The organism is Tenacibaculum gallaicum, assembly GCF_003387615.1.
Taxonomy (GTDB): Bacteria; Bacteroidota; Bacteroidia; order Flavobacteriales; family Flavobacteriaceae; genus Polaribacter; species Polaribacter gallaicus.
The window spans coordinates 190,493-202,857 of sequence record NZ_QUNS01000002.1 but is presented as its reverse complement, the minus strand read 5'-3'; the positions used below and the strand labels follow the sequence as shown (position 1 = coordinate 202,857).

The following is a 12,365-nucleotide window of genomic DNA, read 5'->3' as shown; positions in this document are numbered from 1 at the left end:
AACAATCCTTAAAACCATTTTTTATATTTAAAGTACCCTAGCATAATCATCACTATAAACAGAATAACTCCCCACATGACAAAGTACCCGCTACGATACCTAAGCTCTGGAATATATTCGAAATTTGTACCATAAATACCCGCTATAAAAGTAATAGGAATAAAGATTACTGAAAATATCGTTAGTATTTTCATAATATCGTTTAGGCGGTTATTTACATTCGTAGAATATACAGTAAGTTGTTCACTTAACATATTTTTATAGTTTTCAACTGAATCATAACTTCGTTGAACTAAATCGTGTAAATCATTAAAGAAAGGTTGTTCCTTTTTAGTTATTAATTCAGTTTTTAAAGCTTTAAAACTATTTATTGCTTCACGAGTTGGTCTTATTGCTTTTCTAAAATAATTAAGTTCTATTTTATATTTATTAATTTCTTGTAATATATTTTTATTGGGCTGGAGTAGAATTTTATCTTCTAAATCTTCTACTTTTTCTCCAAAGGTTTCCATTAAGAAATTATAATTATCTACAATAACATCTAATAAACAGTATTTCAAGTAGGTTATATTATAGTTTCGAACTCTTCCTTTTTTGTTACGTAATCTTTCCCTTACTGGTTCAAAAACATCTCCTTTTCTTTCTTGAAAAGTAATAAGTACATTTTTTAACAAATACATAGAAACTTGTTCAGCTTCAAGTTGATGTCTATCTTTATTTAAAAACATCATCTTAATACTGGTAAAAATATAGTGCTCTTCAATATCTACCCTAGGTCTTTGATCTGTATTTACAATATCTTCAAGAACAAGCGTATGAATATCAAACAATTTTCCTATTTCTCCCACCAACTCAACATCATGTAAACCATCTATATTAATCCAAAGTTTTTTGTATTTACTTAAATAACTATTAAGCTCACTTATAGCTTTAAGCTCAACTTCTACAAGTTCGTTTTCATCATAACCTATTAATCGTATTCTAGTATTTTCTTCTTTTTGATTGCCTACAAAAACTGGGCTTCCAGGAATTACATGTTTTGTGTTTTTTTGTTTTATTATAAATCGAGTCATGTTGTTTTTAAACAAGTTTGAATAGTTTATGCAACTTTGCCAAAATTATGAGTTCTGACTTATTTTTTCCGGCATAAGAACTAGAAATTTCATGTGATGCAGCTAATAAATCATGAATTACTTTTTTTGAGAATTTCTCTTTATCTGCTAAATAATATTTTTTAAAGCTTTCATAGGCTTCTTCTGAAGTAACTTTTTCTTTAATCAACCTTCTTAAGGTTTCATAAATCAATTCACTATCCGATTTGTTTTCTGAAGTAGACCAATTTTTTTCCACCCTTTTAACAATACTCTTTTTTTCTTCTATCGTCATCTTTTTATCAACCATAGAAACTGCATAAAACAAGTTAGCTATACTTTTATAGAACTCTTCAGTAAACTTCATAATTACACTATTTCTGGTAATATTAATAAAGGTATTTTACTATTAAATGCCGATTTTTTAATTACGTTTTCATCTAACAAACGATTAAAGAAGTTGTATTTATGATTTATTAAAACCAACAGTTCGCTTTCTGTTTCTTCTATATGATTTTCTAAAGTTAATGTTTCAGAATCTTTCCAATCTAACTTTTTATACACAACATTTAGCTCTTGTAGTAATTCTCTTAATTTAACTTTATTTCTCTGCTGATTTTCAGACAGAAAACTTTCTTCTGAAAGATTCACAACTTCAATTAAACTTTTTTTAATTGTCGTTAAATTCACTAAAAATTGTAGCTCTCTTACTGTAAACGTCCTTTTATAATTTGTTGAAAATACTATCTGATGTAATGCTTTATACTTATAATTCATTGGTACTACCAATATTGGGCATTCATTAACCGCATTAATTATTTTCATGGTATTGGTACCAATAAATATTTCAGTTAAGCTTTTTGCTCCTTTTGTACCTGTAATTACAACATCAATATCCTTTTCTTTAATTGTGTTCGTTACTGCTTTGGTTAATGAATTAGATGCTACAATATAATCGTATTTAAAACTAGTATCTTCTCTTCTTAAAACATCAATCAGATACTTTAATTCGTCTTCAATTTCATTATCCATTTCATTAAACCATTTTTCATTTTCTTCATCACTTAAAAGTTCTGAAGGTTGACTTATGTACACATCTAATAAATAAATAGTTGCCTCAACATCTTTAAACAATTGTTTTGTATAATTCAGTGCATTAATTGCCACCTCTGAAAAATTATATGGTATTAAAATGTTTTTCATAACGATATAGAATTATGATTTCCAATCAAATATAATTTTTTATTTCGAGATTGTATTTACAAAACCAGAAGTATATTTGTAATAAAAATACTCAATAATGAAAAATCGTTTTTTAGAACTGTCTCTCTTCAGTCCGTTTTTACAGTTCTTGTTTTTAATAGCAACGTTATTTTTTTTGATTCATCTTACTAAAAAACTCACCCGATCTTATATCGTAAAAAATGCTATTGAACCTCATAGAAGAAAATTGATATTAAACCTAAGTTATTTTCTATATTATACCTTAGCTTTCTTTATCTCGTTGATAATTTTTGGTATTAACTTTAAAGAAGTTATCGTTTTTGCTTCTTCAATACTTGCGGTACTTGGAGTTGGTTTTTTTGCTCAATGGTCTATTTTATCAAACCTAACAGCTAGTATTATTTTGTTTTTTTATCATCCTATGCGCATTGGCGATACTATAAAAATTATAGACAAAGACTTCGATTTACAAGGAGTTGTTAAAAACATTACTGGTTTTTATGTTCTTTTATACATGCCAGAAGAAAAAAGAGAAATTACGATACCCAATACAACTATTCTATACAAAGGAATAGAGTTAATAAGGAATCAAAAAAAAGACTAAAAAACTACAAATCAATCCATTAAAAAAAATAAAAAAAAGTTTGTTGTATTAAAAAATAGTTTACATTTACCGCATCTTATTATATAAGTCAAAATGTTACGTTTTACTTATTTCGGCAATAACTTCTATGGGAAGATAGTTGATTACTTAGTGTTTGAGAAACACAACCGAAAAATTAAGGTTTCTTCCAACTTTCAATACTCTCTACCACTGAATTTTTATAAACAGTGTGGTGATTGCTTAGCTTTAAGAGTCTAACTATTTAATTTATTTTGGTTTAACAGCTTGTTGTAACACAACAACAAAATCTGTTATACATTTTATTTAAAAAAGTTTCGGGTCTATGCCTTAACTATTTTTGGAATGATTGTCTGTACCCAACATACAGATACAACTAAAATAACAATGAATACTAAATATAAAGACTTAATAGAACAAACATTTGATTTTCCGCAAGCGGAATTTCATACAGAAAACAACAATTTATTTTTTCACAACATTGATATGCTGGAATTAGTGAAACAATACGGAGCACCGTTAAAATTCACCTATTTACCCAAAATATCAGAAAACATAAACAAAGCTAAAAACTGGTTTCATACAGCTATTGAAAAACACAATTACCAAGGTACTTACAACTACAGTTATTGTACTAAAAGCTCTCATTTTAAATATGTGCTAGACGAAGCTTTAAAAAACGATATACACATTGAGACCTCATCTGCTTTTGATATTGATATTGTAAAATCACTAAAAAAAGAAGGAAAATTAAGTGATGATGCTTATGTATTGTGTAACGGTTTTAAACGCGACCAATACATTGCCAATATTATAAGTTTAATTGATGGTGGGCATACAAATTGCATACCAATAATTGACAATTACGAGGAGTTAAACTTATTGTTAGACGAAACTAGAAGTAAATTTAACGTAGGAATTCGTATTGCTTCAGAAGAAGAGCCTAAGTTTGAGTTTTACACTAGCCGTTTAGGAATTGGTTACAAAAATATTGTATCGTTTTACGAACGTGAAATCGCTAATAACCCACAAGTAGAGCTAAAGATGCTACACTTCTTTATCAATACAGGAATTAGAGATAACGCCTATTATTGGAACGAATTAGTAAAATGTTTACGAGTATATACCAAGCTAAAAAAAGTATGTCCATGCCTAGATAGCTTAAATATTGGTGGAGGTTTCCCTATTAAAAACTCATTAGCATTTGATTACGATTATGAATACATGGTAGATGAAATTATAAACCAAATAAACCTTTCTTGTAAAGAAGCTGGTGTATCAGTACCTAATATTTTTACTGAATTTGGAAGTTTTACCGTTGGTGAAGCTGGAGGAGCTGTATATGAAGTATTATATCAAAAAAAACAAAACGACCGTGAAAAATGGAATATGATTAACTCATCTTTCATCACTACGTTACCTGATTCTTGGGCTATAAACAAACGCTTTATTATGCTTCCTATTAATAAATGGAATCATAGGTATGAACGTGTTTTATTAGGTGGATTGACCTGTGATAGCGATGATTATTACAATTCTGAACAGCATGTAAACGGAATTTATTTGCCTGTATATGAAAAAGAGAGGCCGTTATATGTCGGTTTTTTCAATACAGGAGCTTACCAAGAAACTATTGGTGGCTTTGGCGGATTACAACACTGTTTAATACCAACGCCCAAACATATACTAATTGAAAAAAACGAAAATGGTGATTTAACCACCAAATTATTTAAAGAACAACAAAAAAGCGAAGAACTATTATCAATTTTAGGATACTAGTAAAAAAATATCAACATGAAAAAAAGAAATTACGCAGGAATCCCTGACCAATACGCAAAATTAGAAAATGCTAAAGTAGTACTAATCCCTGTTCCTTATGACGGGACTAGCACTTGGCAGAAAGGAGCAGACAAAGGTCCTGAAGCATTTTTAAATGCTTCTGAAAACATGGAGTTATACGATATAGAAACTGATAGTGAAGTATACAAAGAAGGTGTTTATTTAGCTGATGCTGTTACGGAAAATTCTTCTCCTGAAGCTATGGTAGAAGCTGTACATGCAACCACTAAAAAATTCATCAATAAAAATAAGTTTGTAACTCTTTTTGGTGGAGAACATTCAATTTCAATAGGAACAATCCGTGCTTTTAATGAATGTTTTAACAACTTAACAGTATTACATATTGACGCACATGCAGATTTACGAAAAGAATACGAAGGTAGCTCTTACAATCATGCTTGTGCGGTATATGAAGCAAATCAAACAACTAACTTAGTACAAGTAGGTATTCGTAGCATGGACATATCAGAAAAGTCTTCTATGAACATGGATAAAGTTTTTTTTGCACACGATATGGCAATGAATGAATACTGGATAGATGAAGTAATTGACCAATTAACAGGCAATGTTTTTATAACCTTTGATTTAGATGCAATCGATCCATCATTATTACCAAGTACAGGAACCCCTGAACCAGGAGGATTGTTTTACTACGAAACTTTAGAGTTTTTAAAGAAAGTATTTACTGAAAGAAATGTGGTTGGTTTTGATATTGTAGAATTATGTCCTAATAAAAGTGAAAAGTCATCAGACTTTTTAGCGGCTAAATTGTACTATAAAATGTTAAGCTATAAATTCTCTTCTAAAATGGAAGATGAAGAAGTTTACGATGAAGAAGATAGTTCGCCATTTAACAAATTAGCGAAGTTTAAAAACGACGACAACGATTATTAAGATGCACTTAAAAGCATTTGCATATCATCTTGAAAAACGAATAGCACTTAGTGATGTTCGTTCACAGTTTGAATCGTATGATTTAATAAAAAGAGAACATTCTTTTTTATTATATAAAATTACAAACGATTCATACCTCTATATAAAAGAATATGGAAGTGTCGTTTTTATTAACTGTGCAGATGATTTAACGAGTCAAATTGTTAGTTTTTTAATCAACAAAGAAAGGTCAGCTATCAATAACTTGCCTTCAGAAAAATACAACTTAACTTTTTCTAATTCGATAGAAGTTGATTTTGGAACTATTCAAATTAAAGAATTAAACGATGATGTGGCACATATTATCATGCTTAACCTAGCACAATCGGTAGCATTAATGAATTATGTAAACAAAACATCTGATTTACACGATAAAACATTAGTGTATTCAAAACAATTAGAAAAAACAGGAAGTTTTAAACTTTCTAAAATTCAAATGCGAAAATTTATTGGTAAAACCTTAAATTTAAAAAACAACATTGCTGAAAATCTATTCGTTTTTGACTCACCAGATGTAGCTTGGAATAACAAAGACTTGTCTGATTTAGATTATAAACTAAAAGATGAGTTAGACATTTTAAAACGTCATCAAGGAATTGAAAATAGTTTAAACGTAATTAAAGAAAATTTAGATTTATTCAACGATATACTACAGCATAAATACAGCAGCATGCTAGAGTGGATTATCATTCTTTTAATCCTTTTTGAAGTAGTACAGGTAATTGTTGAAAAAATCATTTAACAAAATAAAAAATGAACAAACCTATAACCAATTTTATAGAAAAATACTTCCTGCACTTCAACGCTGCTGCATTAGTAGATGCTGCAAAAGGGTATGAGGCACAATTAGAACAAGGATCTAAAATGTTAGTATCATTAGCAGGTGCTATGAGTACTGCTGAATTAGGAAAAATTTTTGCTGAAATGATTCGTCAAGATAAAGTACATATCATTTCTTGTACCGGTGCCAACCTTGAAGAAGATATCATGAACCTAGTTGCTCACTCTCATTATAAAAGAGTACCAAACTATCGTGATTTAACTCCACAAGAAGAGTGGGATTTATTATTAAAAGGGTTAAACCGAGTTACCGATACATGTATTCCTGAAGAGGAAGCTTTTAGGCGTTTACAGAAGCATATTTTCAAAATTTGGAAAGACGCAGAAGGAGCTGGTGAGCGTTATCTTCCACATGAATTTATGTACAAGTTATTATTATCAGGAGTTTTAGAAGAGTATTACGAAATCGATTTAAAAGACTCTTGGATGTATGCAGCAGCAGAAAAGAACTTACCTATTGTTGTTCCTGGATGGGAAGATAGCACAATGGGAAATATTTTTGCTTCCTACGTAGTAAAAGGAGAATTAAAAGCTTCTACTATGAAATCAGGAATTGAATATATGACTTTCTTAGCTCATTGGTATACTGAAAATTCAAAGGATGGAATCGGTTTCTTTCAAATTGGAGGAGGAATTGCAGGAGATTTTCCTATTTGTGTAGTACCGATGTTGTATCAAGATTTAGAAAGAGAAGATACTCCTTTCTGGAGTTATTTCTGTCAAATTTCAGATTCAACCACAAGTTACGGATCTTATTCAGGAGCAGTTCCTAATGAAAAAATTACGTGGGGAAAATTAGACATTGATACTCCTAAGTTTATTATAGAAAGTGATGCAACAATTGTTGCTCCATTAATATTCGCTTATTTATTAAAAATGTAACCTTATGAAAAGAGTTATTGTAGACTATGCTAAGTTAACTACTGATATTTTAGATTTATTAGTAGAAAGATATCCTTACGGATACGATCATTCTGACATTATCTCCTTTAAAAACAGTAAAGGAGAAACAGTAAAAGCTGTAGAAGTAAACACTGATGATACGTTGTATTTAGTAAAAATAAGTTCACAATTGCAACAAACAATGGAAGATCATGAAGTTGATGATGATAGCAGTGATACTTTTGATGAAATTGAGATAACTAACGATTTTGATAATGAATAAATAGTAAATTATGAATCCAACTTTTCACATGTCACTTCCATGTTTAAACATAGGAGAAACAATAAAATTTTACACCGATGAACTAGGATTTCATGCTGGAAGAGTAACTGAAAAATGGGTAGATATTAATCTATTTAACAACCAGCTAACTTTTGTTTTAGTTGATCAATTTAATTTAGGTTTTCCAGACTATCAATTTGAACAACATACTTTGCCCACCTTTCACTTTGGTGTTATTGTAAATAGTGATATGTGGGAAGAAATGTACGACAGAGTTAACTACTGGTTATCTGATTATAGTGTGAAAAAAACTTTTTTAAAAGATAAGCACGGAGAGCACGTGTCGTTTTTTATAAAAGACCCTAACGGATATACTTTAGAATTTAAAACTTTTATTGAAGAAGATGATATGTTTATGATGTAAATATAGGCAGCCATGGCTTTTTACAACTCACGACAAACAGTTACATTAGTCGGTGTTTATCAAGGATACACAAACGGCTATTATATTTTTGAATTAGAAAACGGAGATATTATTGATTTTGACCAAATCAACAAAAAGAATCTTGAACATTTAGATTTAAAGTCTTCATCTCTAAAAAATAAAAGTTTTGAAATTACGTATAAAGAAATTTTTGACGACCTAGATGATGAAGATATCGTAATTTTTAAGTTAGAAAATCTACAATTACTTTAAAAACAAATCCCATTCTGTTTAGAATGGGATTTTACTTTTTATAAGATATTTAGTATCGACTTATACTGATCTAAATCAATTTTACCGCTAAAAATTTTCGTAGTTTTAGAGATAATTACCTCTGCTTTTTCTTGTGAAAAACCAAGCTGAATAGCATATCTCAAAATTAATTTTAACTCAGCCTCATCTATTTGATGATCTGAATAAATTATTTTGAATAAATCTAGCAAACGCTCTAGTCTGTCATCAGTTTTTGCTTGTGGCACTACTGGGTATTTCTTAGAGTTTTCTACTATTTCTTCATACTCTGCCTCAGTTATATCTAATTTTCTAGCAAAACGATTCACTAATTTCTCTTCATCTTCATTTAAATCACCATCAATGATAGCAAGATTAAAAATAGCACTAAAGTGTGCTACATTATTTCTATGCTTACTTGACTCGTATAAATCTACAATACTCATAATTATTCTATTTTTTTTATTGACTGTAACACAGGAGTTTCAACCTCATCGTCTGATACTTCATAATCATAGGTGATTTCAAATTCCTGCTCTACAAATTTAGTGTCTTTTAAGTTATAAAGTTTCAATATTTTCTCTGATATCCCTTCAAAAGTAATTACATCGTCATCTCCTTCTTCATTTACAAATGAAAAAGTATAACCGTATTCATCATAGCCTTGAAAAATTGCTGCTATTTTTATGGGATCTGTAAGCTCTTTTTGTTTAGTTGTTAAAGCCAAACTTACCCCAATAAATACTATAAATACTGTTGTTATGATTGCATGTTTCATTTTCTTTAAAATTTTTAATTAACAAAATTTATATCTTGGATATTTACCACAACAAGTCCAAGTTTCTTTTAGCACAAACTAGCTTTTAGTTATGCTCGTGGTATACAAAGAAAATGATGTTACATAGGCTTTTATTATTACTGTTTCATCTATATAAAGATACATTATTTTTCACTCTTTTTTAAAGACCTTTTTATTTATTTTTTAATTAAAATAGAGAAATAAAAAAGACCTTAAACTTTCGCTTAAGGCCTTTTCGTCTAACCAAACTTAGTATAAAAACTAACTACTACTATTTTTAAACCTTAAAAAACTTCTCTTTGTAAAGCTTTAAGCAAAAAAGAGAAGTTTTATATTTAAGAGGTCATATTTTCAACTTAATTCTTTTCTTTTTATCTACACTATTATGACACTATAATTTTTAATTGGTCACCTAAAAGCATAAAAAAAACTCAAAAAAAAATTTTTGAGTTTTTAATACAAGTATTTTCTAAGTATTATTCTGTGTTCAGGTATAGACTTATCGTAGTTTTCTACCAATAGCTCCAGTATCTCTGGCGGTTCTTTACCAACACCTTTTTTAGAACTGTATTTTGACACGTAGAGGTTATATTGCGATTCCTTTTTTTCAAAAATTAAAAAATGCTCTTTGTTTAGTTCTGAGAAACTTATTTCGTTCTTTTTAAACGTACCTGAGCTGTCTTTAAAAAATTCTGAAAATTCGTAATACTTTAAAACGTTTTCCATTCTTACACTATCTCTGCTGATAAACCTAACTCTAATAATTTAGAGCATCGTGGTTCTAAATCTTTATACTCTCCTGTTTTAACTGAACACTTACCTTTATAATGAACCAAAATAGTACATTGTTCTGCTTGCTCTAGTGTATGGTCACATACAGTTACCAGACTATCAATTACAAAATCAAAGGTATTTACCTCATCATTGTGCAAAACAATTTCGTGCTTTCTCGTTTCATTTAATAAAACATCAAGCTCTTCTTGAATTTTTTCTATCGTACTCATTTGTTTTATTTTTGATACTGCAAAGCTACCCAATTATTTCTTTTTATCGTATCTTTTAATGTTAAACCACACTTAGACACCTCATTATCAATTACTGGAATATCTTCACTGTAAAATCCACTTAATAATAAAACTCCTTTTTCAGTTAAGCAATTTGTATAGGTTTGCATATCATTTAACAAGATATTACGGTTAATATTTGCTATAATAACATCGTATTTTTTTCCTTCTAATAGTGAGGCTTCCCCTTCATAAACCGAAATATGTTTGCAATTGTTTCTTTCTACATTTTCTAACGAGTTCTCATAACACCATGCATCAATATCAATGGCATCAATAGGTTGTGCTCCTTTCATTTCAGAAAAAATTGCTAAAATCCCTGTTCCGCACCCCATATCTAGTACTTTTTTATCAGTTACATCTAGGTTAATCAAATGCTGTACCATCATATGTGTAGTTTCATGATGTCCTGTACCAAAACTCATTTTTGGCTCAATTACTATATCGTACTGTAAATTAGGATTTTCATGAAACGGAGCTCTAATACTTACCAAATCATCTACCTGAATAGGATTAAAATTCTTTTCCCATTCTGCATTCCAATTGGTTTGCTCTATTTCTTTATGCTCGTATTGAATTGAAAACTCTTCCGAGCTTAACACAAATACACTTTCTAAAATATCAGCAGTCCAATCATCTTTTTGAATATACGCTACAACTCCATTTTCGTTCTCTACAAAACTTTCAAATCCTAAAGCACCTAACTCAGCAATTAAAATTTCAGTGGTTGGTTCTTTCGGTGTTACTTCAAAAGTATATTCTATATAAATATTATCCATTAAATTGATTTAATTATTGCTGCAAAATCTTCTGCTTTCAATGCTGCTCCACCTATTAACCCTCCATCAACATCTGGTTTTGAAAAAATCTCTTTTGCGTTGGCTGGTTTTACACTTCCTCCGTATAAAATTGAAATAGCATCAGCTGTTTCTTTTCCAAATTCTTTAGCAAAAAGTTCTCTTACAAAAGCGTGCATTTCTTGTGCTTGCTCTGGTGAAGCTGTTTCTCCTGTTCCAATCGCCCAAACAGGTTCGTAAGCTAAAATAATATTCTTAAAATTAGCTTTTTGAAGATGAAACAATCCTTTTTGAAGTTGGCTTTCTACTACTTTAAAATGATTTCCAGACTTTCTATCTTCTAACAATTCTCCAAAACAAAAAACAACTTCTAAACCATTTACTAAAGCAGCATCTACCTTTTCAGCTAATAACTCATCTGTTTCACCAAAGTACTCTCTACGTTCAGAATGCCCTAAAATTACTATGTTAACACCTAAATTTGTTAACATATCTGCAGAAACCTCTCCTGTGAACGCTCCACTTTTAGATTGATGCATATTTTGTGCCGCAACCTCTACAACCGATTCTTCGGTATTTTTCACTGCTGATTGTAGGTTTACAAAACTAGGAGCAATTATCACTCTAGTACCTTCATCTAAACCAGCTTTTACTTCTTTCTTTATTCCCTCGATTAATTCTTTTGCTTCATCAAGGTTTTTATTCATCTTCCAGTTACCTGCAACTATTTTTTGTCTCACGTGTATTGTTTTTTCTGGTTATTGATTTTCTGTCTGCAAAATTACATTTTTTCTAGGCTTTGACGAATTAAATTATCAGTCGCTTTTGTAGCATCAAAAACAAGTATTTTTCCTTTCTCATCAATTACTAAAAATCTTGGAATCCAATCTAAACCTAAAAACTCACCTAATTTTCCTTCCCAACCTGATTCTATAAAATAATGATCTCCTTCTATTTTTAGACGTTCAATACCATTTTTCCAATCTGTCTTATTTCTGTCTAAGGATAAAAAAACATAAGCTGCTTCAGGTTGTTCTCCCTGAATTTTTTGTACTTCTGGAATACTTTTTAAACAGTCTGGACACCACGAAGCCCAAATATCTATTAATATTTTTTTTCCTTTATGCTTTTCTAAAATATCTTTGAACAGAACTTCTTTTCCATCCAAAGAAAGAAGAACATCTTTTAAAGCTTCAGTTGAAAATTGACTTGGGTTTTCTTTTGAACAACCTAAAAGGGTTATCCCGATAAAAACTACTATCACTATTTTTTTCAT

The 12,365-nt window shown here is 29.8% G+C and carries 18 protein-coding genes; 8 read left to right on the top strand and 10 right to left on the bottom strand.

The window, feature by feature from the left end; all coding sequences use genetic code 11:
• Nucleotides 1–8: 8 nt before the first annotated feature.
• The 3 genes from corA to C7448_RS05255 are packed head-to-tail and all read right to left on the bottom strand — an operon-like array spanning nucleotide 9 to nucleotide 2,294.
• Complete coding sequence (gene corA, locus C7448_RS05265; RefSeq protein ID WP_115900325.1) at nucleotides 9–1,073, bottom strand: magnesium/cobalt transporter CorA; 1,065 nt, start codon at nucleotides 1,071–1,073, stop codon at nucleotides 9–11.
• Nucleotides 1,074–1,080: 7 nt separating this feature from the next.
• On the bottom strand, nucleotides 1,081–1,458 hold the full coding sequence (locus C7448_RS05260; protein WP_115900324.1) for a hypothetical protein: 378 nt from the start codon (nucleotides 1,456–1,458) through the stop codon (nucleotides 1,081–1,083).
• A 2-nt stretch (nucleotides 1,459–1,460) separates the two neighbouring features.
• Nucleotides 1,461–2,294 (bottom strand): universal stress protein, encoded by an 834-nt coding sequence (locus tag C7448_RS05255; protein WP_115900323.1) that lies wholly within the window; start codon nucleotides 2,292–2,294, stop codon nucleotides 1,461–1,463.
• 97 nt (nucleotides 2,295–2,391) lie between these two features.
• Here C7448_RS05255 and C7448_RS05250 point away from each other — a divergent pair, with 97 nt between their 5' ends.
• The 8 genes from C7448_RS05250 (at nucleotide 2,392) to C7448_RS05215 (ending at nucleotide 8,411) form a co-directional block, all read left to right on the top strand.
• Nucleotides 2,392–2,919 (top strand): mechanosensitive ion channel domain-containing protein, encoded by a 528-nt coding sequence (locus C7448_RS05250; protein ID WP_115900322.1) that lies wholly within the window; start codon nucleotides 2,392–2,394, stop codon nucleotides 2,917–2,919.
• 405 nt (nucleotides 2,920–3,324) lie between these two features.
• Nucleotides 3,325–4,716 carry an arginine decarboxylase gene (locus C7448_RS05245; protein WP_115900618.1) on the top strand — a complete coding sequence of 464 codons (1,392 nt, stop codon included), beginning with the start codon at nucleotides 3,325–3,327 and terminating at the stop codon, nucleotides 4,714–4,716.
• Nucleotides 4,717–4,731: 15 nt separating this feature from the next.
• On the top strand, nucleotides 4,732–5,670 hold the full coding sequence (gene speB / locus C7448_RS05240; RefSeq protein ID WP_115900321.1) for an agmatinase: 939 nt from the start codon (nucleotides 4,732–4,734) through the stop codon (nucleotides 5,668–5,670).
• 1 nt (nucleotide 5,671) lies between these two features.
• On the top strand, nucleotides 5,672–6,451 hold the full coding sequence (locus tag C7448_RS05235) for an RMD1 family protein (RefSeq protein WP_115900320.1): 780 nt from the start codon (nucleotides 5,672–5,674) through the stop codon (nucleotides 6,449–6,451).
• Between the two features lie 11 nt (nucleotides 6,452–6,462).
• Entirely contained in the window at nucleotides 6,463–7,431 is a 969-nt protein-coding gene (locus tag C7448_RS05230) for a deoxyhypusine synthase family protein (protein ID WP_115900319.1), read from the top strand.
• Between the two features lie 4 nt (nucleotides 7,432–7,435).
• Nucleotides 7,436–7,714 carry a hypothetical protein gene (locus C7448_RS05225; protein WP_115900318.1) on the top strand — a complete coding sequence of 93 codons (279 nt, stop codon included), beginning with the start codon at nucleotides 7,436–7,438 and terminating at the stop codon, nucleotides 7,712–7,714.
• Between the two features lie 10 nt (nucleotides 7,715–7,724).
• Nucleotides 7,725–8,138: a VOC family protein gene (locus tag C7448_RS05220; RefSeq protein WP_115900317.1), complete on the top strand. Its 414-nt coding sequence runs from the start codon at nucleotides 7,725–7,727 to the stop codon at nucleotides 8,136–8,138.
• Between the two features lie 12 nt (nucleotides 8,139–8,150).
• Nucleotides 8,151–8,411, top strand: a complete 261-nt coding sequence (locus C7448_RS05215; protein WP_115900316.1) for a hypothetical protein — start codon at nucleotides 8,151–8,153, stop codon at nucleotides 8,409–8,411.
• A gap of 38 nt (nucleotides 8,412–8,449) precedes the next feature.
• On the opposite strand, the gene C7448_RS05210 is transcribed toward C7448_RS05215, so the two are convergent.
• The 7 genes from C7448_RS05210 to C7448_RS05180 all read right to left on the bottom strand — a co-directional run bounded on the left by C7448_RS05210 (nucleotide 8,450) and on the right by C7448_RS05180 (nucleotide 12,365).
• Nucleotides 8,450–8,875 carry a TerB family tellurite resistance protein gene (locus tag C7448_RS05210; protein WP_115900315.1) on the bottom strand — a complete coding sequence of 142 codons (426 nt, stop codon included), beginning with the start codon at nucleotides 8,873–8,875 and terminating at the stop codon, nucleotides 8,450–8,452.
• A gap of 2 nt (nucleotides 8,876–8,877) precedes the next feature.
• Entirely contained in the window at nucleotides 8,878–9,207 is a 330-nt protein-coding gene (locus C7448_RS05205) for a hypothetical protein (RefSeq protein ID WP_115900314.1), read from the bottom strand.
• Between the two features lie 474 nt (nucleotides 9,208–9,681).
• The gene (locus tag C7448_RS05200; RefSeq protein WP_115900313.1) at nucleotides 9,682–9,954 is read right to left on the bottom strand and encodes a hypothetical protein; all 273 of its coding nucleotides are present in this window, start codon (nucleotides 9,952–9,954) and stop codon (nucleotides 9,682–9,684) included.
• Between the two features lie 2 nt (nucleotides 9,955–9,956).
• Complete coding sequence (locus tag C7448_RS05195) at nucleotides 9,957–10,232, bottom strand: ATP-dependent Clp protease adaptor ClpS (RefSeq protein WP_115900312.1); 276 nt, start codon at nucleotides 10,230–10,232, stop codon at nucleotides 9,957–9,959.
• 5 nt (nucleotides 10,233–10,237) lie between these two features.
• Entirely contained in the window at nucleotides 10,238–11,071 is an 834-nt protein-coding gene (gene prmA, locus C7448_RS05190) for a 50S ribosomal protein L11 methyltransferase (protein ID WP_115900311.1), read from the bottom strand.
• A complete protein-coding gene (gene tpiA / locus C7448_RS05185; RefSeq protein WP_115900310.1) occupies nucleotides 11,071–11,829 on the bottom strand; it encodes a triose-phosphate isomerase in 759 nt (252 codons plus the stop codon). The genes prmA and tpiA overlap by 1 nt, the downstream gene beginning before the upstream one ends.
• A 41-nt stretch (nucleotides 11,830–11,870) precedes the next feature.
• Entirely contained in the window at nucleotides 11,871–12,365 is a 495-nt protein-coding gene (locus C7448_RS05180; RefSeq protein ID WP_170137002.1) for a TlpA family protein disulfide reductase, read from the bottom strand.